Source organism: Leptospira inadai serovar Lyme str. 10 (assembly GCF_000243675.2).
GTDB classification, from domain to species: Bacteria; Spirochaetota; Leptospiria; order Leptospirales; family Leptospiraceae; genus Leptospira_B; species Leptospira_B inadai.
In genome coordinates this window covers 145736-167620 of sequence record NZ_AHMM02000017.1, presented here as the reverse complement: position 1 = coordinate 167620, position 21885 = coordinate 145736, and the positions used below count along the sequence as shown (strand labels likewise).

At 46.6% G+C, this 21885-nt stretch carries 22 protein-coding genes; 17 read left to right on the top strand and 5 right to left on the bottom strand.

What is annotated here, in order from left to right; all coding sequences use genetic code 11:
* Positions 1-129 precede the first annotated feature (129 nt).
* From LEP1GSC047_RS10075 to LEP1GSC047_RS09995, 17 genes are all read left to right on the top strand, one after another.
* The gene (locus tag LEP1GSC047_RS10075) at positions 130-1539 is read left to right on the top strand and encodes an SLC13 family permease (protein ID WP_010418531.1); all 1410 of its coding nucleotides are present in this window, start codon (positions 130-132) and stop codon (positions 1537-1539) included.
* A 9-nt stretch (positions 1540-1548) separates the two neighbouring features.
* Positions 1549-2475 carry an NAD-dependent epimerase/dehydratase family protein gene (locus tag LEP1GSC047_RS10070; RefSeq protein WP_010418532.1) on the top strand — a complete coding sequence of 309 codons (927 nt, stop codon included), beginning with the start codon at positions 1549-1551 and terminating at the stop codon, positions 2473-2475.
* Between the two features lie 91 nt (positions 2476-2566).
* The gene (locus LEP1GSC047_RS10065; RefSeq protein WP_020988730.1) at positions 2567-3841 is read left to right on the top strand and encodes a CapA family protein; all 1275 of its coding nucleotides are present in this window, start codon (positions 2567-2569) and stop codon (positions 3839-3841) included.
* A gap of 160 nt (positions 3842-4001) precedes the next feature.
* Complete coding sequence (rpsF, locus tag LEP1GSC047_RS10060; protein ID WP_010418535.1) at positions 4002-4277, top strand: 30S ribosomal protein S6; 276 nt, start codon at positions 4002-4004, stop codon at positions 4275-4277.
* A complete protein-coding gene (locus LEP1GSC047_RS10055) occupies positions 4270-4710 on the top strand; it encodes a single-stranded DNA-binding protein (RefSeq protein ID WP_010418537.1) in 441 nt (146 codons plus the stop codon). The genes rpsF and LEP1GSC047_RS10055 overlap by 8 nt, the downstream gene beginning before the upstream one ends.
* Before the next feature lie 15 nt (positions 4711-4725).
* Complete coding sequence (rpsR, locus tag LEP1GSC047_RS10050; protein WP_010418539.1) at positions 4726-5046, top strand: 30S ribosomal protein S18; 321 nt, start codon at positions 4726-4728, stop codon at positions 5044-5046.
* Positions 5047-5057: 11 nt separating this feature from the next.
* On the top strand, positions 5058-5522 hold the full coding sequence (gene rplI, locus LEP1GSC047_RS10045; RefSeq protein ID WP_010418540.1) for a 50S ribosomal protein L9: 465 nt from the start codon (positions 5058-5060) through the stop codon (positions 5520-5522).
* 10 nt (positions 5523-5532) lie between these two features.
* The gene (gene dnaB / locus LEP1GSC047_RS10040; protein WP_010418544.1) at positions 5533-6855 is read left to right on the top strand and encodes a replicative DNA helicase; all 1323 of its coding nucleotides are present in this window, start codon (positions 5533-5535) and stop codon (positions 6853-6855) included.
* Positions 6856-6930: 75 nt separating this feature from the next.
* Positions 6931-8736: an aspartate--tRNA ligase gene (gene aspS, locus LEP1GSC047_RS10035; protein ID WP_039934807.1), complete on the top strand. Its 1806-nt coding sequence runs from the start codon at positions 6931-6933 to the stop codon at positions 8734-8736.
* Positions 8737-8741: 5 nt separating this feature from the next.
* Entirely contained in the window at positions 8742-9710 is a 969-nt protein-coding gene (locus LEP1GSC047_RS10030) for a PhoH family protein (RefSeq protein ID WP_039934804.1), read from the top strand.
* 4 nt (positions 9711-9714) lie between these two features.
* On the top strand, positions 9715-12123 hold the full coding sequence (locus LEP1GSC047_RS10025) for an HD family phosphohydrolase (protein ID WP_010418552.1): 2409 nt from the start codon (positions 9715-9717) through the stop codon (positions 12121-12123).
* Between the two features lie 95 nt (positions 12124-12218).
* Positions 12219-12617 (top strand): rRNA maturation RNase YbeY, encoded by a 399-nt coding sequence (ybeY, locus tag LEP1GSC047_RS10020; protein ID WP_039934803.1) that lies wholly within the window; start codon positions 12219-12221, stop codon positions 12615-12617.
* Positions 12590-13363 (top strand): DNA repair protein RecO, encoded by a 774-nt coding sequence (gene recO / locus LEP1GSC047_RS10015; protein ID WP_039934606.1) that lies wholly within the window; start codon positions 12590-12592, stop codon positions 13361-13363. The genes ybeY and recO overlap by 28 nt, the downstream gene beginning before the upstream one ends.
* Complete coding sequence (locus LEP1GSC047_RS10010) at positions 13356-13613, top strand: hypothetical protein (RefSeq protein ID WP_010418559.1); 258 nt, start codon at positions 13356-13358, stop codon at positions 13611-13613. Before recO ends, LEP1GSC047_RS10010 begins: the two co-directional genes overlap by 8 nt.
* 19 nt (positions 13614-13632) lie before the next feature.
* Positions 13633-15396: an arginine--tRNA ligase gene (gene argS, locus LEP1GSC047_RS10005; protein WP_010418562.1), complete on the top strand. Its 1764-nt coding sequence runs from the start codon at positions 13633-13635 to the stop codon at positions 15394-15396.
* A complete protein-coding gene (locus tag LEP1GSC047_RS10000) occupies positions 15393-16649 on the top strand; it encodes a nicotinamide-nucleotide amidohydrolase family protein (protein WP_010418564.1) in 1257 nt (418 codons plus the stop codon). Before argS ends, LEP1GSC047_RS10000 begins: the two co-directional genes overlap by 4 nt.
* Positions 16646-17734 (top strand): WD40 repeat domain-containing protein, encoded by a 1089-nt coding sequence (locus LEP1GSC047_RS09995; protein WP_010418568.1) that lies wholly within the window; start codon positions 16646-16648, stop codon positions 17732-17734. Before LEP1GSC047_RS10000 ends, LEP1GSC047_RS09995 begins: the two co-directional genes overlap by 4 nt.
* A gap of 11 nt (positions 17735-17745) precedes the next feature.
* Here the strand turns inward: LEP1GSC047_RS09995 and LEP1GSC047_RS09990 are convergent, their stop codons facing one another.
* The 5 genes from LEP1GSC047_RS09990 to tpiA form a co-directional block, all read right to left on the bottom strand.
* On the bottom strand, positions 17746-18738 hold the full coding sequence (locus LEP1GSC047_RS09990) for a response regulator transcription factor (RefSeq protein ID WP_010418571.1): 993 nt from the start codon (positions 18736-18738) through the stop codon (positions 17746-17748).
* Between the two features lie 2 nt (positions 18739-18740).
* Positions 18741-19865 (bottom strand): LIC_12097 family sensor histidine kinase, encoded by a 1125-nt coding sequence (locus LEP1GSC047_RS09985; RefSeq protein WP_039934604.1) that lies wholly within the window; start codon positions 19863-19865, stop codon positions 18741-18743.
* A 5-nt stretch (positions 19866-19870) separates the two neighbouring features.
* Entirely contained in the window at positions 19871-20641 is a 771-nt protein-coding gene (gene lenA, locus LEP1GSC047_RS09980) for an endostatin-like outer membrane lipoprotein LenA (protein WP_020988712.1), read from the bottom strand.
* Entirely contained in the window at positions 20577-20963 is a 387-nt protein-coding gene (gene secG / locus LEP1GSC047_RS09975) for a preprotein translocase subunit SecG (protein WP_010418579.1), read from the bottom strand. Before secG ends, lenA begins: the two co-directional genes overlap by 65 nt.
* Before the next feature lie 167 nt (positions 20964-21130).
* Positions 21131-21883: a triose-phosphate isomerase gene (tpiA, locus tag LEP1GSC047_RS09970; protein WP_010418581.1), complete on the bottom strand. Its 753-nt coding sequence runs from the start codon at positions 21881-21883 to the stop codon at positions 21131-21133.
* Positions 21884-21885 lie beyond the last annotated feature (2 nt).

Here is a 21885-nt window from a genome sequence, read left to right as displayed (position 1 = left end):
GACTACAATTTTTTGTACCGACGAATTCGAGGAAAGAATCGAATGAGTGCTTGCACTAAAGATTGACAGAATAGGAACTTGTTGTTGGAATTCCCAAGCGTTCTATTCTTTCGCTTCGATTAAAATCATATGACCCGCACGCTCATAAAGCTCTTCGTTTCGATCCTACTCGCCTGCCTTCCTCCTCTCTGCTCCTATTTCGGCTGGCTTCCGTATTCCGTCGGAGCCATGTTTTCCATATTATTACTCTCTGCATGTTTTTGGATTTTCGAAGTGATTCCGGGACATGCGACTTCCTTGCTTGTCATTTTTTTAGAAATTTTGCTCTTCTCTAATCCGGGGAAATGGGAATTTTTAAATTTGGTCAGGCCGATAAACGGTAAGCCCCTTGCCCCGAGCGTATTTCTCACTGCGATTGCCGACTCTGCCGTGATCCTCTTTTTAGGGGGTTTTGCGCTGGCTAAAGGTTGCGTGAAGGTGGGAGTCGATAGATGGCTCGCGAATCGAATTCTTCCTATTTTTGGCACTTCTCCCCGTTTTGTTTTGATGGGTTTGATGCTTGTTTCCGCCGGTATCTCTCTCTGGATGAGTAATACGGCAACCGCTTCCTTAATGATCGCGTTAGTGTTTCCTTTATTGCAGATTTTGCCGGAGGATGAAACGTTTCGGAAGGGAATTTTGATCGGAATTCCCTTCGCCGCCAATTTGGGAGGAATCGGTACGCCGATAGGATCTCCTCCTAATATAATAGCGTTCGCTAATTTAAAAAATCACGGTTTCGGAGATTCCATCTCCTTCGGTTCCTGGATGCTAGTCGCGATTCCATTGCTATTGATATTATTGTTTTTTGCATGGATTTGGATTTTAAAGGCATTTCCGGCCAGTCCCGGATTGGCCCTTTCTCTAAGCTTTGCCGAAGAGAACGATAAGGCATCAAGACGAAAATTGCGTTTTGTACTGGGTACCTTCCTTTTCACCGCTTGTCTATGGTTGTCGGAATCCTTTCACGGAATTCCTGCGGGAGTCGTGGCGATGATTCCTCTGGTCTTATTCACTTCGTTTGGAATATTAAATTCACATGATATTCGTTCCCTGGAATGGGACGTACTCATTCTCGTAGCGGGAGGTATCGCGCTCGGTACGGGAATCGAAAAGAGCGGAGCGGGAGAATGGTTCGGTTCGTTGATCGGCTCCAATGCGGGGCCGGCGGAAAGCATTTGGGTTTTGACGCTTTTCTTTTCGGTCGGATTATTTCTTTCGACGTTTTTATCCAATACGGCGACGGCGAACTTACTCGTTCCCTTGGCCATACCCGTAGCCGTTCTACTTTTGCCTGGGAACGAGGCATATGTGATCCAGCTTGTATTGGGGACGGCCTTGGGAGCCTCTCTGGCGATGTCCTTACCCGTTTCCACTCCACCCAATGCGGTCGCGTATGCCGTCGGCGGATTCGAGATAAAAGACATGGCGAAAATCGGAGTTCGAATCGGCTTACTAGGATTAGTTTTGGTTCTTCTCGGTTTTTTTATCTTCGGTTAATCGATACGAATGAAAGTTTTACTTACCGGATCTAACGGTTTCGTCGGCAGTCGTCTCGCTCCGCTCTTAAAGTCGCAGGGTATTCAAACAGTGATCGTATCTTCGAATCGCTTGGCAACGGGAGATACGAACGAATTGGACGAGTTGCTGTCGAAGCACTCGGGGCAAATCGACGCCATCGTGCATTTAGGAGGCCGCGCTCATGTTGTGCATGATAAGGAAGACGACCCGAAGCTCGCTTTCTTTAAGGCGAACGTCGAGACTACGAAACTTTTGGCCGAGTTTGCGATTCGATGTAAGATTCGGAAATTTATTTATATCAGTTCCGTAAAGGCTTTAGGAGAACGATCTCCCGCAGACAGACCTCTGACGATCGAGGACGAGCCCGAACCGGAAGACGATTACGGTGGAACGAAGTTGGAAGCGGAAAATACGTTACGCTACATTTGCTCAAAGGAGCTCCTACAGTATACGATCCTTCGCCCGCCATTGATCGTAGGAGCCGGAGCGAAAGGAAACCTGGATCGTCTCACCTGGCTCGTAAAAAAAGGAATTCCGTTGCCGTTTGCAGGGATTAAGAATAAAAGAAGCCTAGTTGGTGTTCGAAATTTCTGCGATGCAATATTGTTTAGTTTGACTGAAGCAAGTACGGACAATCGAGTTTTTTTAGTCAGCGATTCTTCGCTTTCCACACCGGAACTCTTTCGAGCGTTCTCCCGGGCTCTTTGCGTACGGGATTCGCTCTTCTATTTCCCCCCGGGTATTCTCCGCCTATTGCGATTCTTACCCGGGTTCCGAGGAATAATCGATCGCTTGTGCGGTTCCTTAGAAATCGATTCGTCTCCTTTGTTCGAATTGGGCTGGAATCCTAAAGTCCCGATTCAGGAAGAAATGCGAGCCCTTTGTTCCGATCGGCAAACAGGCGCTTCGAATTGAATTCCTTATATTCTCCTATCCTTTAAATCCTCTCTTTCCCTCCCCCAAAACTTATTTCCAAATTCCGTTCCTCCGCCAGGATGGTCGGGCGATGGGATTCCGCTTCAAACTCAGCAAATACTTTTCTTCAGCACGATCTCATTCAGTCTTTCTCTCCTTGGTTCTGCTCGTTTGCATATCTGCGCACGGATGCACTAGCTCTTCCAAAATTCCCGCTCCTCCCGCTACGGTAAGTTCATCGACGGAAACTTCCGGGTTTACCGACCAGCTTCGTAGCGGGTTGGAAAAGCTGATCGGACGGGAGGACGATCCGGAAGTTTTAAAAGTGTTGGTGGGTGGGGATGTCATGTTCAATTGGGGAATTCGCGATACGATCCGCGTCAAAGGGGAGCTGGCTCCCGTCCAAGGCTTGAAAAGTATATTCGAAGAAGTTGATTTACGAATGTTGAATCTAGAGACCCCGGTCGTATCGGAAAAATCCTGGGATTTGGGTAAGTCTTACGTATTCCAAGCCAAGGACAAGGATTTGGACTCCTTGTCCTATCTGGGAGTGGATCTTGTTTTTTTAGGAAATAATCATGCAATGGACCACGGTTCGGACGGAATCGCTGAGACTAGAAAATTCCTAAAAGATAGAGGGATTTCGTTTATCGGTGCGGGAAAAAATCTGGACGAAGCCTTAGGTCCCTGGTCTCTCGAAAAAAAAGGAACGAGGCTGACCGTTTATTCAGCTACGAACGTCGCCGAAACTCGCGAGAATTATGCGAGTGATAAGCCCGGAGTATTGTACTTCGAACCGTCGCTCATCTTGCCGAACTTAAAAAAAGATCCGCCGATCGTTCCGGAAAAATCCGGAAAAAAGGGCCGAAGGTTCAGAAAAGTCAGGGCAGTTCCGCCTTTGCGTAAAACGACGCCTCTCGATCCGGGGTTTAGAATGGTCTCTCTTCATTGGGGAGTAGAGTATTCTCCCCTTCCCACGAAAGAACAGCGAGATCAGGCAAGACTTCTACTCGAAAACGGAGTTCAAGTCATCGTGGGTCATCATCCTCATATTCCCCAGGGAATCGAGAGAATCGGTCGAGGGATCGTATTTTATTCTTTGGGAAATCTTATTTTCGGAAGCCGTAATACGTATCTAAACCACAACCTGATTGCGATACTTCATATAAAAAAAGGAAAATTACTCCGAGCGGAACTTGTGCCGATTTTCGGAAAATTCCAAACGGAAATTCATCAAGTCAGGCCTTTGGAAGGGGAAGAGGCTAGAGTGTTTCTAAAGGAGATCGCGGTTCTTTCGGAGGATTTAGGAACTAAGATTCGAATCGAGGGTGATCGAGGCTGGATTGAATTGGAGGACCTGAAATAAACTCCAACGCTTTGAAGGAAAGAAGCAAAGGGTCTTTCTAATTTGCGATTTTACTGATATATCAGACTTGACCCCTCGACCTACTGCCCAAAAATAGGGGAAAATCCGATTCTTCTGCTCGCCGCGAATCGCAGACGGGCTTTTTCCATAGGAGAAACTTTTGAGAAACTACGAGATAACCACAATTACGCGTTCTACCGCGAAGGAAGCCGCTAAGACTGAAGTTGTTGACATCTTCAAAAAGCATTCCGTCAACGTGACCGCCGAAGAAGATTGGGGCCAAAAAAAACTTTGGCATCCCATTAAACACCAGGACTACGGGACCTACACTCATTTCAAGGTAAACGCAGAACAAGCAGCAATCGAAAAGGTAGAACGAGACTTCAAGCTAAACCAGAATCTTCTCCGTTCTATGATCGTCCGGCTCAATGGCTAACGATATCAATCGGGTGACCCTGGTTGGGCGCCTAACCCGAGATCCGGAATTTAAAACGGTGAACGGGACTTCCCTGGTGAATTTTTCCCTGGCTAACGGCCGAACCTACGTCTCCAACGGTGAGAAGAAAGAGGAAACTCATTTCTTCGACTGTGAGGCTTGGGGCAAGGGAGCAGATATCATCCAGCAATACTGTAAGAAGGGCAAGCAGCTCGTCGTCGAAGGACGACTCAAGCAGGATACCTGGGAAACCATGGAAGGCAAGAAAGCCTCCCGGATCCGGATCGTCGTGGAGAACTTCCAGATGATCGGAGCTAAGGAAAGTGGGGGCGGAGACTACGGTTCATCCGCTGCTACAGGCGGATCTTCCTACGCGACTACTTCTCACGAAGAGTTCGGAAGTTCCGGAACCGACGACGATATACCCTTTTAACGAGGACACGAAACAATGGCAGAGAACGAAGTACAAGAAGAAGTTGGAAGAGCAGAAGCTTCCATGGACGGAATACCCGCCGGGGAACACGAAGGCGGCCGTCCTCCCAAAAAACAGAATAAATATAAGAAGAAAGTTTGCCGCTTTACCGCGGACCCCGAACTTGCAAAGCAGATCGACTATAAGAACATCGAGCTTTTGGAAAGATTCATTACCAATCGCGGTAAGATCATCCCTCGCAGAATCACCGGTACTTCCGCGAAATACCAGAGAATTCTTGCTCGCGAGATTCGCAAAGCACGTAGTATCGGTCTTCTTCCCTTTAAGGTGAACTGAGGAGAGCACGAATGAGAGTTGTTTTACAAAAAGACGTGTCAAACCTGGGTGACGCCGGGGATATCAAGGAAGTTGCGGACGGATTCGCTCGTAATTACCTTTTTCCGCAACGCTTAGCGGTTCGTGCCGACGAAGGCAAAACCAAGATGGCGATCCATCAGAAAAGATTAGCGGATCTTAAAAAAGAAAAACGTAAAAAAGCTATGGAATCGGTTTCCTCCGGCTTGAACGGAAAAGAATTCGATATCGTCGTTAAAACCGGCGGCGGAGACAAATTGTTCGGCGCGGTCACTGCCGCGGACGTCGCTTCTCTTTTAAAGAAAGACGGTTATGAAGTCGATAAGCGTAAGATCGAATTTCCCGAGCCTATCCGTAATTTGGGTTCCTATAAATTGAAAGTCCGCTTGGCGGAAGGTATCCTCCCGACGATCACCGTTAACGTGAAGAAAGAGGAAGAAGCCCTAGCCCAAGGCTGATTTTAGCCAAATGCAAGCCGACTCCCTTTTCGAACTTGAATCCGAGAAGTCCTTCTTGGGTTTCTTGCTCTTAAAGGGAGCCGAAAACTTGGTAGATATTCCGCTTCAAGCGGAAGACTTTTATCATGACACTCATAGACGAGTTTATAAAGCCATCCTAGATCTGGTCGATAAACGAACTGCGATCGATCCGGTTTCCGTTCTTAATTTCTTAAAAGAAAATTCGCTCCTCAAAGATCCGGAAAAAGAATACGAATATATCTATTCCCTATATAGAGATACCGTTGTCTCGCATCCGCTGGGTTATTATGCGGAAAGAATCAAGCGCCTTTCCGAACGTAGAACGTACGCGAAACTTTTGCATAGCGCTCTCGAATTAGTTCAAAAGGAGCCTGGCGAAAACGAATCCGTTTTTAACCAAATCGAGAGGAGCCTAACCGAAGTTTCCAGAGCTACGGATGTAAAAGGTTTGCTTCCGGTTTCTCAGGACAAGGCCGCCTTATCCGAATATATAAAGGATATCATGCAGAGTCGGGGCCAGATCAAAGGTCTTCGAACCAACTTTACTCAGTTCGATGAAATGACTTCCGGTTTGAAGGAATACGAGCTGATGGTTTTAGCGGCCCGTCCCGGAAACGGAAAGACGACGCTTGCAATGAATATTGCTTCGAATGTCGCGCTGATGCATAATAAACCGGTCGTGATCTTTTCTCTGGAGATGAGTAGGATGGAGCTCCTACTCAAACTAGTTTGCGCACACGCCCAGGTCGAATCCAATAAACTCAAGCGCTCCGAAGTAACCAAATCGGACGCGCCCAAGCTTTTAGACGCGATTATTAAGGTTACCTCGGCGCCCATCTACATAGACGACTCCGGAGCGCTGACTGTGGACGATTTTAAGGGAAGGATCCGTAAGCTACTGACGAACGAGACTTTGGGATTAATCATCGTGGATTATCTTCAGCTCATGAGCGATCCTAAAAGTCGAGACGGCGGAAGACAACAAGAAGTGGCTTCTATCTCCCGCACCCTGAAGCAAATCGCAAAAGAGGCGAGATGTCCCGTCGTGGCCTTGTCTCAGATGAACCGCTCCATCGAACAAAGGTCCAAGGATCAACGACCTCAATTGGCCGACCTTCGCGAGTCGGGTGCCATCGAACAGGATGCGGATATCGTAACTTTCATCTATCGGGGAACCGGTAAAGACGGCGAGCAGGACGATAGTGTTAGGCCGGGAACCGCCGAAATCATAGTAGCCAAGAACCGTTCAGGACCTACCGGTTCTTTTCCACTTGCCTTCAGGCCCGAACTTTCCAGATTTGATAACATCTAATTCGTTTAGCAGACGGTAAGAATGAACGAAAGCACCGCGGAAATCATAGATACTCATAAAAGGAACGGAATTTTTTTGGAAGATTGGATTCTAAATAATTACAGGAACAGATCTTGGGCGGGAGAGACTACTCAAGCGCAGGAAGGAAAGACGATCGGACTGTTCGGCTGGGCCTTCCGCTTCCGCGACCAAGGCGGAGTCATTTTCGTAGATTTGAGAGATCGCACCGGGATATTGCAAGTCGTTCTCCGAAAGGAAATTTTAGGCGAGGACTTCCACCTTGCCGAAAAAATTCGTTCCGAGTATGTGATTGCCGTGCAAGGAATCCTGCGGAAGAGAGATCCTGAAAGCGTCAATCCTAAGATGCAAACCGGAACGGTAGAACTCATAGTCGATAAATTGCAGATCTTAAACGGCGCCAAGACACCTCCTTTTTCTCTGGATGAATTCGAGGAAATATCCGAAGAGCATAGGCTTAAATATCGCTATCTGGATTTTCGTCGCGACGAATTAAAAAATAGAATCGTTAAGCGACATGAATTCATTTTCGCTATCCGTAATTATCTGAATTCCAGAAGATTCTTGGAGATAGAAACTCCGATTCTTAATAAGTCGACTCCGGAGGGCGCCCGGGACTTTTTAGTTCCGTCCAGGTTGAATCCGAATTCGTTTTACGCACTTCCCCAATCCCCTCAGATATTTAAGCAAATTCTAATGGTCGGCGGAGTTGAAAGATATTTTCAGATCGTAAAATGCTTCCGCGACGAGGATTTGCGCGCGGATAGACAGCCTGAATTTACGCAATTGGATATGGAATTCGCCTTCGTTTCCCAGGAGGAAATCTTGAGCGAAATCGAAGGTCTATTCTCGACGGTGTTCCAGGAAGTATTCGGCGTTTCGTTCAAGGGACCTTTTTCCCGCATGCCTTACAAACAGGCGATGGAAGAATACGGTTCCGACAAACCGGATTTGCGTTTTGGAATGAAACTCGTGAACGTTTCCGAATTCGTAAAAGACAGCGATTTCCAAGTCTTCTCCGGAGCGGTCGAGAGCGGAGGCGTTGTAAAAGCGATTTGCGTGCCGGGCGGGTCGGTCATTTCCCGTAAGGAAATCGAAGACCTGACGGCTTGGCTAAACCGGGATTATAAGGCCAAGGGCCTGGCTTACATGAAGCACGGAACGGACGGTCTCGAATCCACGATTACGAAACGCTTTTCTAAGGAAAGCCTGCAGGCAATCCAAAAAGCGGTCGGCTCCAAAGAGGGAGACATGGTCTTCTTCGGTGCGGATGAAGCCGGAATCGTGAACCATTCCCTAGGAGCGTTACGTCTAAAGTTATCGGAAAGATTTGACAAACCGCAGGAAGGGAGCTTCCATATTTCCTGGATTGTGGATTTTCCGATGTTTGAATGGAATAAGGACGCGAAGCGTTGGGATTCACTGCATCATCCGTTCACTTCTCCAGGGGACGAAAGCTTGGAAATTTTTTCTTCCGAAGAGGCGCTCCAAAAGGGGGCGGGTGATTCGCTCGCAAAAGCCTATGATCTCGTTCTAAACGGAGTCGAAATCGGAGGAGGATCCATTCGGATTCATTCCCGGGACATTCAAAATAAAGTCTTTTCCGTTTTAGGAATCGGTCCCGAAGAAGCGAAGGAAAAATTCGGATTCCTTCTCGATGCCCTGGAATATGGAGCTCCACCTCACGGTGGAATCGCGTTCGGAATCGATAGGATTTTAATGCTAATGACTGGCGGGAAATCGATTCGGGATGTGATCGCATTTCCCAAAACTCAGAAAGGCGTTTGTTTGATGAGCGAATGCCCTTCGACGGTAGAGGAAAAGCAACTGCAAGAGCTGAAGTTAAGACTAGTAAAGGTATAAACCCCATCAGGAAAGAACAATTTATTTTCGAGAGCCAGGATCTCTATCGTAAAATCTGCGGGATCAACGATAGTGGAGTAAAGATCCTGGAAAAACAATTAGAGGTGGATTTGATCCCGAGAGGGAACGGTTTCCAACTGGAAGGTAATTCGCCTAAGGTCGATTTTGCATTAGATTTTTTTCATCTTCTTGAAACGAATTACCGAGATCGCCCGGACAGGGAGTTCACGGATTCCTTCGACTTTGCCTACCTTTTAAAGCAGGTTACGAAGGAAAGAAAGAAGGAAGAACGAAAAGGCGAGGACGAACCCTTTAAGCCCTCTGAAAAGATTCTTACCACATATCGAGGTAAACATCTCTATCCTAGAACCAAAAACCAGGATAAGTATATTCAATCTTTCTTAAATAATCTGATCACGTTCGGCATCGGTCCCGCCGGAACCGGAAAAACCTTCTTATCCGTCGCAATGGCGTGTAGATTCCTACAGAACGGAATGGTCGATAAAATCGTACTTACCCGCCCTGCAGTGGAAGCGGGAGAAAATCTCGGTTTTCTCCCCGGCGATCTGAATCAAAAAGTAGACCCTTATTTGCGACCCGTTTACGACGCTTTGAACGAATGCATCGGTTTCGAAAAGACCCAGGAATATATCGCCTTAACGAAGATCGAAATCGCTCCCGTTGCCTTTATGAGAGGGCGTACGTTGTCTAAAAGTTTCATCATTTTGGACGAGGCCCAAAACTGCACTTTGTCCCAACTTAAAATGATTATGACTCGTTTAGGCAGAAACTCCCGTATGTGTATATCCGGGGACGTCACGCAGATCGATTTGGAGCACGGGCGCTCCGGTTTCGATAAGGTCGTAAATTTATTCAGAAGTACGGAAAGTATTGGTCAGATATTTTTTGGAAAGGAAGATATTACCAGACATCCTTTGGTGGAAACCATCGTGAGGAAATTCGAAGAGTTATAAAGAAATGTTTTCCTTAAGTTCTCACTTAGAAAACGGAATGGCTTGGATTACGGATACCTTGACCAAGGTGCGCCCGATTTCCTTTGTGAGAAAATTCCAGGTCACGCTTACGGTAATCACCTTGCTCGTCGTGACTTGGATGCTTGCTATCCCTTTTTTCGGCCAGGATAAAATCGATCTATCGCCGGACGGTCCTTACTCCGAAGGGAAGACCGCTCTGGACAAGATCGTTTCCACCAAGGACATCGTTTACGAAGATGAGGAAAAAACCAAGGCTAAGAAGCTGAAGGCATTTCAATCCGCTCCGAATTTCTTCGATAGGGATTACGCCATTCTAACGGAAACGATTCGACCGGCAATCCAAGAGGATATGGAAAATTATCGTAATTTTCGACCGAGTGCCGAAGGAAAGGGCGCGCAGGAACTATTGAACATCGCCCCTCGCTGGAAAAATAGGTCCAAGGAAGAGTTGGAAACCTTACTCAAAGCTCCCAGTAAGGCACGAGTACGGGACATGGTGCTTCAATATAGCAATCTCGTCTTTTCCAATTTTTGCATTTTGCGGGATTCGCCTCCCGACTATTCGTCCGTACGGACGGTGGAAGCGAGGGTTCGGAATGCGGGCGCGGGTAGCAATAAAGAACAGGTGTCCTCGCTAGAGGGAAGTCAAGTGATTCCCCGAACGTTTTTGTACCGGGATGATGCGACGATCATCACCTTAAATAGGATCGCTTCCGAAAAACTCCAAACCATTGATCCGTTGTTGCTAGGGATAATTCAAAGACTTTCTCTCACATACATATATTCCAACCCTGCCTGCACGTATAACTCCCAGGAAACCGCCGCTCAAAAGAAGTTTGCGATGGACCGTGCCGAGCCGGTAAACAGTCGGATCAATGCCGGAGAGATCATCGTCCGCGCCGGGGAGATCATCACTCGGGACATTTATCAAAAATTATTAATCGTTAATAAATATGCGACCCGTGCCAATATCGCTTCGATACTTTCGATTTTATTGATTCAGTCCATTTTCGTAATTATCGTCTATGCTTTCCTAAAGAAATATAATCCGAAGCGCTTAAATGACGTTTCCAGTAACGTGATCGTTTTTACCTTGATTTGGGCGCTCGTGCTTTGGGCTTATCTCGCATCTAAAGCTTTCTATAATTTCGAAAATAGTTATGATTCCGCCTTTTATTTCGCCCTAGTCGTTCCCACCGGAATGGTATGTCTGATATTATCGATGGTTTACGATGAGCAATTGTCGATCGCGATCGGGTTCTTCCTTGCCTTTTTCGTTTTTGCGGCATCCAGATATAATCCGACCTCCTTCATTCTGGCCTTCGTAATGACGGTCGTGGCGGCCACTTACGGCCGGAAAATGCGTAAGCGTATCGATTTTATCAAGGCCGGATTCTATATGGCTTTGGTTCAAATGTTGATCTCGTCCTCCGGATATCTTTTCGATTCTAGAAATTACTGGGTCGCGGTTCCCTCAGGCTCGTATTTAAGAGATTTATGGGAATCTAATATATTTAAATTATATCTGCTCTGCCTGGTGAACGGGTTTGTTTGTTCCACTCTGACCCAATTATTATTGCCGATTTACGAATACGTATTCAACATACCGACCCGTTTTAAACTGATGGAATTGGCCGATACGGGGCATCCGTTGCTACAGAGCCTTTTGACGAAGGCGCCTTCGACCTACACCCACACGTTTTTAGTGGCGGCAATGTCGGAAAGGGCGGCTCAGAATTTGGAGCTGGATTGGCTTTTAACGCGGGTCGGGGTCTATTTCCACGATATCGGAAAGATTCCGAACGCGGGCTTCTTTGTCGAGAATCAGCATTTAATTCCTAAGAAAGAGAATATCGATAAGAATAACCCGGCATTGGCGGCTAAGATCGTAATCGATCATGTCCTGGACGGAATCGAAATGGCAAAGAAAGCCAGACTTCCTAGGGAAGTAATCGATTTTATTCCCGAACACCACGGCACCTCCACGATGGCGTTCTTTTATCATAAAGCGTTAACGGAACTTTCTCCGTCCCAAAGAAAGAAATTAAGAAAGGAAGATTTTCAATATCCCGGACCCAAACCCCAGAGGAAGGAAACGGCGATCGTCATGATTGCGGATAGCTTGGAAGCGGCTAGCCGGTCTCTGGAGGAAGTTACTCCCGAGGCTTTGGAAAATCTTATTACAAAAATCGTAAATAGTAAGCTGGCAGAGAATCAATTGGACGAGTGCGGTTTGACTCTAGGCGACTTGGAAGTCGTAAAATCCTCCTTCAAGGAAGTCCTTCTTTCAAGCCTACATTCCCGGCCTAAATATCCCAAGCCGGAAGAAACGAAGGCTTTGGAAGAGAAGAATAAGAACGTTCTCCTTAAATCCGGGAGAAAGGCCTCTTAGGTTCGAGTTTGATCGATTTTTCCCCGGATATTCCGGAAAATCTACTTCCGTACTGGTTATCGAGCGATGAACTCCTACCAAGAATAAGGAAACTCTTGGAATTTTCCTTTCCTCAAACAGAATGCTCTCTTTCCATTCTTCTCGTCGACGACGAAGCGATCCGGGAGATCAACCGGGTTCGCAGGAATAAAGATAAGGAGACGGACGTATTATCTTTTCCATTAAGTTTCGATACGGAACCTTGGGTCTTACCTCCGGATAAAAGTAAACTCGGCTTCGGGCCAATTTTGAGTCTGGGTGAGATCGTAATCTCCTGGGACACTTGCAAGGTCCAAGCCAGGGAAATCGGACATACGGAAGAGGACGAATTCTTCCGTTTACTCGTGCACGGCTTTCTTCATCTGATCGGATACGATCATGAGAGGGGGCCTATAGACGAAGAGTTGATGAAGAGGAAGGAGGACCTGTGTCTGGATCTCATTCTGGAGCATTAAGAAAGACGAAGGGCATCGTAATGGAGAGCCGTATTCTTTCGGAAGGAGACGCTTTCCTAAGACTTCTACCGGAGGAAGGCGAGGTCGCGAGTTTTCGGGTTAAGGGAATAAAGAAGAGTAAATCGCGTCCCATCGCCGCGGTCGAGCCGGGATCGTTAACCGCTTTGGATTATTATATGACTCAGGGACGGGATACGTTCAACGTGAAGGAAATCGGCCTCCTAGAACGTTTCGATAATGCAAAGACGGGGTACGCTGGGACGGTGTTGGTATCCTATATAGTCGAGTTAGTGTCTTCATTCTTGACGGAAGGCGGCGTCCATCCGCAGGAATACAAGTTATTATATGCCGCGCTAAAGGAATTGGACGAGCGAGGATATCGTCCGATTTTCCTGCCTTTTTTTAAGTTCAAATTGCTGTACGTCGCGGGATTTATCTCCAAGGAAATTTCTTGTTCGGTTTGCGGGAAAGAACTGGGGGAGATGAGTTCCTGCAGTTTGGAGGATGAACATTTCGACGTCATCTGCGGAGATTGTCGTACCCCCAATCCTGATAGAGTCGGTTTGGTCAGGCTGATATTCGATTGTCTTCGTAGCCGGTACAAGGATTTAAAGGAAGAAAAGATTTCCCTTGAACTCCTCAAGGAAGCGGATAGGTTGAGTAACCGGGCGCTTAAGCCCTTGCTCGGCCGAAGATTAAAATCCGAGGCAATGCTTTACGAATCCCTGGGAGAAGCTCTTGGATAAAGTCTTTAAAACTTGTTTCGTTCTCATCTATACGATAGGCCTATTATTTCTTATCCTTCTGGATATTCGGTGGGGTAAGAAAGATTCCCTCCCTAAACCGGCTCTTCGGGAAGAAGGCAGAAGTTGCGTATCTCTTGAATGTATCCTTAGGGAAAAGAATGTGGTCTTAAAGTCCTTGGACAAAAGTTGGGAAACAGTCTCGTCCAAGCGTTTGTTCCCTGATTGGGATCGGACTTCTTCCAAAAAATAGGAAAACAAAAACCGTAAGAATGAAAGAAACGGAAACTATCAAACAAACCGTACTCTCCGTCCTAAACGAAGCTATCGAAGTATATTGCAAGACCGAAGCGACTTCCGTCAACCCTTCGGATCTTAAAATCAGAATCGAATATTCTAGAGAGGAATCCTTCGGCGATTACTCGACGTCGTTCGCACTGGAGAATTCTAAACTTTTAGGGCGTAAGCCGATGGAGTCCGCCGCTAGTTTGGTCGAAATCCTGCGGAAGAAAACCGATCTATTCGAAACGGTGGATTGCACTCCTCCCGGTTTTGTTAATTTCAGAATTTCCCCCTCTTATTTGATTCGATTTTTGGAATCTTCCGTTTTAGCAGGACAGGCCTTTCCGCAGCTAGCACATTCCAAAAAGGTAAATTTGGAATTCGTAAGTGCGAACCCGACGGGACCCTTGAATATCGTCTCGGCGAGGGCCGCTGCCACCGGTGATGCGATGGCAAACGTATTGAAGGCCGTCGGACACAAGGTCGAGAAAGAATTTTATGTGAACGATTACGGAAATCAAGTCTTTCTATTGGGAGTATCCGCTCTTGTTCGGATTCGGGAGCAATTAGGGGAAACCTCCTCCGTCCAAGAGTCCGAAGACGGTACTTCGTTGGACGAACTACTTGCAAAAAACGTAATTCCTTCGGAAGGTTATCGCGGAGAATATTTGAAAGAGATTGCCAAGCGATTGCTCGACGATCCAAAGATCGGTAATGAAATAAGAAGCCTTTTAAAGACTTCGCAATACAGATTGCTCGCCGAGAAGTGTTCCGCTTGGGCGGTAGAATCCAATCTCGTTTGGCAAAGAAAGGATTTGGATTTATTCGGAGTCGAATTCGATCGTTTCTTCTCCGAAACTAGTTTGCATGAGTCCGGCAAAGTTTTGGCCGTATTGGAAGATTTAAAAAAATCCGGAAAAATATTCGAGGAGGACGGAAAGCAGGTTTTTCGTTCCACCGATTATGGGGATGATAAGGACAGAGTAGTGGTTAGGGACGATGGTCGTCCCACGTATTTATTAGCGGATATCGCATATCATAGAAATAAGATAGAAAGAAATTACGATCGAATCATCGATATTTGGGGCCCGGACCATCATGGTTATATTGCGAGGCTGGCCGGGGCGGTACAGGCGCTCGGATTCGCTAAGGAAAATTTCCAAGTCGTGATCGCTCAACAGGTCAATTTATTAATGGCCGGACAAAAAATGAAAATGAGCAAGAGAGCCGGGGAATTTCAGACGATGGAGGATTTACTCGGTTATTTGGGAAACCATGCGAAAGATGTCGCTAGATATTTTTTTGTCATGCGTTCCTTGGATTCCCCCCTGGATTTCGATTTGGATCTGGCAAAGGACGAATCGGATAAGAATCCGGTTTTCTATCTCCAGTATGCCCATGCTCGGGTTTCGTCCATTTTTAGGGAGGTCGGGACCGACTCCAATCGGGCTGCACTGGAAAATTTGGAAATGACGGAAGAGAGGAAACGTTTGCTTTTTTGGGCGGCGCGCTTTCCGGAGGAAGTAGTCGATGCCGCACAAAGTTTGGAGCCGCATAGGCTTACGAATTATCTTCAAAATTTAGCTCGAGCCTTTACTCAATTCTATATCGCTAAGAACAATCGGTTGAAAGATGCGAACGAGACTACTAGATTAGGTTTGGCTCGAATTTGCAAATCAGCGCAAACCGTTCTATCTTTGGGACTCGGTTTATTGGGCGTATCCGCTCCGGAGCGATTGGATAAAGAAGCATGAATTCTCCGCGTTTTATAGTCGTTTCTACGGGATCGGAACTGACAGCCGGTCGCAGTCAGGATACGAACTCGTCTTGGATCGCTAACGAACTTTTCGGACTCGGATTTATCGTCGAAAAATTTCTAGTTCTCCCGGACTCTCCGGATCTGATTCGCAACGAGTTGAAATCTCTTACGGTCGGCGCCTCCGCTGATCGACCTATCGTTATCATAATGACGGGAGGCTTAGGACCCACCGAAGACGATTATACTTTGGAGGTCGTATGCGGACTGACCGACTCGCAACCGGTTCAGGATGTGACGGCTTTGGATCGACTAAAAGCTATCTATCGTTTACGGGGAAGACGCTTCGAAGAAAACTTGGAAACTGCCGTTCGTCAGGTCTCGATTCCTTCCAAATCCAAGGTTCTACCGAATGCTGTCGGAATTGCACCGGGGTTTTGGTCGGAGCTGGGGCCGGACGTTCACCTTGGATGTATGCCGGGCGTTCCTAAAGAAATGACGGCTATGTTTTCCGGCGAGCTGAGTCCGATCCTAAAACGTTTATTCCATTCGGCGGAATTGCATTCAGATTTTCTATTCATCTGGGGAATGAGCGAATCGACGTTTCAGCAGGAGTTCATACAGGGAATCGCTTCTCTAAAAGAAGGAAAAGCCGTCTGGGGAGTCGCCGCAAAACGCGGATTTTTACGCGTCACATATCAATCCTCGGATCGAAACGTCGTCGATCAACTAATCACCTCAACTCTGGAAAAATACGGCGATTTGTGTACTGGAGACGTTTTTGAGGAATTACCGAAATTGTTAATCGAAAGAAAGCTGACTGTCGGTACTGCGGAAAGTTGTACCGGAGGTTTGGTGGCTAAGTTGTTTACGGACCGCGCAGGGTCCTCCGAATATTTTATCGGTTCCATCGTATCGTATGCCAATTCGGTTAAGCAGGCACAGCTCGGAGTTCGACGGGAAACCTTAGAAACATACGGAGCCGTAAGTTCCGAGACTGCGACAGAAATGGCGGAGGGTGCCGCAAAAGTATTGAATACCGACTTAACAATCAGTATTACCGGAATTGCCGGACCGGGTGGGGCAACGGAGACCAAAAGAGTCGGGACGGTCTTTATCGGAATATACATTCGCGATAAAGGATCGACGGTTAAGGAACTTTACTTCCCGTTCAAACGAGATTTGTTTCGCGACGCCGTCGCTACGACCGCATTGTACCTGCTTTACGATCGCTTAAGGAAGAACGCATGATTGCACAGGTTGCAGGATTAACTCTGATTTTCTTTTTGGGTTTTTATTTTTTTCTGGGAAATCCCTATGGCACGGCCAGGGGGATCCAAAGGACCTGGGCTTGGAGCAAGGAGGGAAAGTTAGGAATGTTTCCCGATCCGAGAACCTCGTTTGAACCGGAAAAAAGATTAAACGGATATAAAACGAAATCGAATTATATAAGAATTCCGGAAGGAACCGAAACTTCGATCGATGATTCGAATCGAATCGAATATCCGATTACCGCAAAAGGATTTCTTTCTTATAAAAAGATTGGATCGGCGGTGGAACTTTTTTCCGAAGCGGGGGAATTGCTTTGGACTAAGGAATATAAAAGTTATCCTCGAATTCACCCGGACGGAAATATAATCCTATTTTTGTCGGGAGATAATAACCAGGTTTTGGTTTCCGATATCAACGGAAATCCGGTAGGAATAAAAAAACTGGACGGACGATTTCTGACCGATCTGGCATTTTCTCCCAAGCCGCTTTCCAAAGGAGAGAGCGCGGTTCTCTTTTCCGGCGGAGAGATTTTTCTTCTGGACGGTGCCGGTAATCTTCTGTTTTCAAAAACGATCGGCGACAAGGATCCTGTTTTTGCAAAGAGCCTCGCGCTTTCTTCGGACGGAAATCGGATCGCAGTCCATTTTCTAAAAGGAAATCGGGATTATATCCGCGTCTTTGATCATGGGGGAGGAGAAAAGGAAGAGTGGAATTTGGGGAAAGTCTTTCCTCATAAAATCAATCTTGCCGTTTCCCAGGAAGGTGAGGTCCTTGCCGGAGTTTCCGACGCGCTGGTATTGTATTCAAAAAACGGAAAGGTACTTTTCGAAAAGAAGAGGACGAAGATGAATTCGGTGTACCAAACCGTTTTTCATTCCGGTTCTTGGTTTGCGGGAGAGGCGGAAGGGATTTTATATTTTCTAAACGAAAAGGGAGTTTTGCTTCGGGAAGAGAGGATTTCTTCCTCGGAGAAACCGTTTCGATTTTTTTCGACCGGAACCGTCGGAACCGCGTTTATGGAAGGGGCCAAGGAGATCGTTCTCTTTCAAGAGCTGGCTAGATAAACCGATTTTTTTCACGCCTCGTAAATGGAGAGGGATTTGTAACCCTTGTTGGTTTTCTTATCGAGCAACGCGATGATTTCCGTTTTTCTTTCCTTAGCGATATTGAAAATCAATTGGTCGGAAATTTCCCGGCATATATACAAACCCCTTCCGTGAGAATCGGCCAAGCCGGCAGGCAGTCCGCTCGTATCCTCCACCGTAATATGTCTGTCTAAACGTTTTAAGATTTCCTTTTTATTCAAGGATCCGAAATGGTCTCGGACTACGATGATATAAGAATTATCGGCGATCCCGTATCCGATTTCAAAATAATCGGTATCCGCGAGCTGGATATTCTCAAGCGGAACTACTAGATCTCGGGAGGGTAGCTCGAATTGGTATTTGGAATTTCCTTTGGAATCTCTCGGGGCGCGAATCATAGCATTGGAGGTCAACTCCTCCAGAATTTGATGGACCGCGTTAGGAGCTCCTTTTTCGATCAGGTACTTTGCGATCCGGTTGCATAAATAATTTCGTTCGTCATCGGAGTTGATTTTTTTAAATACGACTCCGTTTTCGGGCGGTTGGCTGAATCCTTCGGGCTCGCCGTCCATTAAGGAAAATCCGGGACCGAAGTATTTTTCCACACCGAATATGTCCTTATTTAATAATTTATGGACCATTACGGAAATAAGGTTAATATCAAGGAAGGAATACTTGGGAATGATATTCCAGATATCATGCTCGTATGCGAATTTTATGTAATCGTTAATATTATACGCCGTCATCAAGGAGTATAAAACGTTCGGATGATCTTTCTGAATCGTCTTGATCAGGTCCAAACCCGATTTTCCCGGCATTCGTATATCGGTAATGACTAAATCCACCGGATTAGAAGTTAGAATCCGCACCGCCTCGTCGTAATTTTCCGCGTCGAATACTTGGTAGTCGCGGGTCAAAATATCCTTGATCGCTTCGCGTATGGAATGAATATCTTCGACGACTAAGATTCGATGCTTGGACAAAGTCAGTTCCCTCGAGGTTGTTCTAGGGGAAGGGAGACTCTAAACCTAGTTTTGCGATCATAGGAGCGGACCGTCAGTTCTCCGCTGTGCTCCCTAACGATGGAGTGGCAGATCGATAATCCTAAACCGGTGCCGACTCCCGATTTATTCTTAGTAAAGAATGGAGAGAAGATTTTGTCCAACATGTTTTCTGGAATTCCGCCTGCCGTGTCCTCGACGAATATATGCAGCATATTTTTGGTTCGTCGGGCTTCTATTCGGATCTTGCCTTCGCCGTAATCGTATGCCTGTAGGGAATTCTTAAATAAATTTATAAATAATCTTTCTATCTTTACCGGATTGAATTGAAAATAAATCCCCGGCTCGCAAAATATTTCCCATTCTATGTTCTTCGATAAAACCGGGTAAACCCAAATAACGGAATCCTTGGCTTTCATTATAGTTTCGTAAATATCGGCCGAAGTAGTTACTAATTTATCGGGTTTGGCAAAACTGATGATATCCGCTACGATCATCGCCGCTCTAGTTAAATCTTCCTTAATCATCTCGAGTCTTTTCCGGAAAAAATCCGGATCCAAGCTGGAAAGATTATTCATAAGATTTTGTAGAGTTAAGCTCATTCCGGTGAGAGGGTTATTCAACTCATGGGCTACGCCTGAGATGAAAATTCCGAGGGAGGCAAGGTTCCGAATTCTGAGATTCTCCTCCTCTTTCTCTTTGATCCGAGTTATATTGCTGATTTTCTCGACAACCGATACTACATTCCCGTCTTTCTTGATGGGAAAGAAGTCCAAATATAAGGTTTCTTTTTGATGATTCGAAATATGGAAAATCTCGCGGCTGATACCGTTTCTACCTTCGAACTCACGATTGAAATCGGACTCGTTTTCATGATGGTCTTTCATGGGGCAGAAAGGGCAAACGACGGAACGATTGTATAAGAGGGAGTAGCATTGCCTTCCCAATACCGTAGGGAAATCCGGCTCCTCCGAAAACTCCAAGGTGGCCCTGTTTACGCGACGAACCCTAAACCCCGGATCGATCAATACGAGGGGTTCCGTAATACCGTCGAGAATTGCTTGGAGTTCCTCCGCCCGCTCGTGGAGGTTTTCCATTAGGGATGACATCCGAATCAATATTCTAGGGATTCTTTAAAAGTTTGCAGTAATTTTTTTTGATTTTTCGCCGTTTGTTGGTTCTGCATTTCCTGAATTCGGAGGACGTGGATGAAAAAATCTTCGATCAGTTTTAGATAAAATTCCTTCTTAAATTCCGATCGTTCCCGATTTACGCCTTCGTCCGGAAGAAAATTGAGAGGGTATTGCGCCTCCCTACCGTTTCGATCGGCATGAATCATAAGGTCGTCCACGTTATTATCCAGCGGAGTATTATCCGTCATGCGCACCGAAGTGGTATCTTCCGTGGCGTAATTAGCGGTCTTGATTTCGGATTCGACCTTGGACAATGTGGATCCGTTAAATTCCAGCAAAATGGATTTCTCTTCCGATCGATCGATTCCACCCGGAATTTGATGGGATTGTGTTACGGAGAATTTAGTGATTTTGACTCCCTTTCGATTGGGAAAATTTCCTACCCAAGTGACCACCGTCCCTTGAGGGAGGCTTTCCATTCGCTCCAATTTTAGGAGTTCCCGAGCGACTCCTAGACTTTCATAGGCCTTTAAAATCCTTTGATTCAGGATCTGCGCCGTACTAGAGGCCTGCGATTTCTGTGCATCTGGAGATTGGGAGAACGCGGAAGATGCAGTAATGAAAAGTAAGAGAACGCAGCCGAGAAGGATCCTTTCGACCGATCTCGGCTTTTTTGTAGGGATAAATTTACGGTTTGGCTTGTCCCTGAGGAGTAGTCGCTGGGTTTGGGGTCGGCTGAGCTGGCTGGGCATTGGAGCCTCCTTGATTCTCTGGGGTTCCATCAACCGGAGCGGACTGAGCTGGTACCACCTCCGGAACCGGAGTCGTATTGTATCCACTAGTCTTAGCAAAAAGGAAAGAAAGAATCAAAGAGAGTGCCAAAAAAAGGAGACCTGCAACACGGGTGGCTTTCGTTAAGACATCCGCCGTCGAAGAACCGAATACCGATTGGCTTGCTCCTCCGCCCAAAACGCCGCCCATTCCACCTTTTCCAGTTTGGATCATTACCAGTAGAATTAGAAAAAGGCTCACGAAAACGAAGAGGACAAGAATAGTTCCAGTAATAAATCCCATATTGCAAAAATCCTATATAGTATCGGGTCGGTTTGCGGGGTAAAAGAAGCCGCCACAATCCAAGCTACGCTGTGCGTCCGTGGTGACAATTAAAAACCCGTCCAAACCGTTCAACGATCCGGCGTTCTCTAATTGCAAAAAGATTCCGATTCGATTCGGAGAGGAGGTTAAAACAAACCCAGGAAGCTTTCCAGTTTTTGGCTGGCTCCGCCGACTAGGCCACCGTCGATATCCGGCTGGGATAAAAGTTCCTGTACGTTATCCGGTTTGACGGATCCTCCGTATAGGATCGGAAGCGAGGCCGCAATTTCGGTCCCGTTCTGGAAAAGTCCCGCAATTTCTTTCCGAAGGAAGGAATGTGCTTCTTGGGCCTGAGTCGGAGTGGCGACTTTACCGGTTCCGATCGCCCAGACCGGCTCGTAAGCAACCCAGATTCGGGAGAATAAATCGCTAGGAATGTTTCCCAAACCTTCCCGTACTTGCGTTCCTAAAATTTCCAAGGTTTTACCGGCTTCCCGTTCCGCCAGTGTTTCCCCCACACAGTAAATTACGGTAAATTCATGGGAGGCTAGGTAGGCGACTTTTTGGTTACAAAAGAAGTTAGTCTCACCCAAAAATTGCCGGCGTTCCGAATGACCGACTAAGGCGAATTTCAGACCGAGTTCTTTCAGGTGATCCGGACTGGTTTCCCCCGTCATCGCGGTCAAGGAAGATGGATAGATGTTTTGAGCGCCCACACCAATCGGCGAACCCTCTAAAATTTTAGCCACAGAGGCAAGATGGATCGTAGAAGGAAAGACGATCGCCTTTTTGTCCTTCTGAATCGACGGCAACTTCTCCTTGAGTCCGATCGCCAATGCGAGTGCCTCTTTTTGGGAGAGATTCATTTTCCAATTACCGGCAATTATTTTAGGTCGCATAT

What these genes read in the sequence shown, in the direction of transcription:
- LEP1GSC047_RS10075 (WP_010418531.1), top strand. Translation starts at nt 130, where the DNA reads ATGACCCGCACGCTCATAAAGCTCTTCGTTTCGATCCTACTCGCCTGC.
- LEP1GSC047_RS10070 (WP_010418532.1), top strand. Translation starts at nt 1,549, where the DNA reads ATGAAAGTTTTACTTACCGGATCTAACGGTTTCGTCGGCAGTCGTCTC.
- LEP1GSC047_RS10065 (WP_020988730.1), top strand. Translation starts at nt 2,567, where the DNA reads ATGGGATTCCGCTTCAAACTCAGCAAATACTTTTCTTCAGCACGATCT.
- LEP1GSC047_RS10055 (WP_010418537.1), top strand. Translation starts at nt 4,270, where the DNA reads ATGGCTAACGATATCAATCGGGTGACCCTGGTTGGGCGCCTAACCCGA.
- rpsR (WP_010418539.1), top strand. Translation starts at nt 4,726, where the DNA reads ATGGCAGAGAACGAAGTACAAGAAGAAGTTGGAAGAGCAGAAGCTTCC.
- rplI (WP_010418540.1), top strand. Translation starts at nt 5,058, where the DNA reads ATGAGAGTTGTTTTACAAAAAGACGTGTCAAACCTGGGTGACGCCGGG.
- dnaB (WP_010418544.1), top strand. Translation starts at nt 5,533, where the DNA reads ATGCAAGCCGACTCCCTTTTCGAACTTGAATCCGAGAAGTCCTTCTTG.
- LEP1GSC047_RS10025 (WP_010418552.1), top strand. Translation starts at nt 9,715, where the DNA reads ATGTTTTCCTTAAGTTCTCACTTAGAAAACGGAATGGCTTGGATTACG.
- argS (WP_010418562.1), top strand. Translation starts at nt 13,633, where the DNA reads ATGAAAGAAACGGAAACTATCAAACAAACCGTACTCTCCGTCCTAAAC.
- LEP1GSC047_RS10000 (WP_010418564.1), top strand. Translation starts at nt 15,393, where the DNA reads ATGAATTCTCCGCGTTTTATAGTCGTTTCTACGGGATCGGAACTGACA.
- LEP1GSC047_RS09995 (WP_010418568.1), top strand. Translation starts at nt 16,646, where the DNA reads ATGATTGCACAGGTTGCAGGATTAACTCTGATTTTCTTTTTGGGTTTT.
- LEP1GSC047_RS09985 (WP_039934604.1), bottom strand. Translation starts at nt 19,865, where the DNA reads ATGTCATCCCTAATGGAAAACCTCCACGAGCGGGCGGAGGAACTCCAA.
- lenA (WP_020988712.1), bottom strand. Translation starts at nt 20,641, where the DNA reads ATGCCCAGCCAGCTCAGCCGACCCCAAACCCAGCGACTACTCCTCAGG.
- secG (WP_010418579.1), bottom strand. Translation starts at nt 20,963, where the DNA reads ATGGGATTTATTACTGGAACTATTCTTGTCCTCTTCGTTTTCGTGAGC.
- tpiA (WP_010418581.1), bottom strand. Translation starts at nt 21,883, where the DNA reads ATGCGACCTAAAATAATTGCCGGTAATTGGAAAATGAATCTCTCCCAA.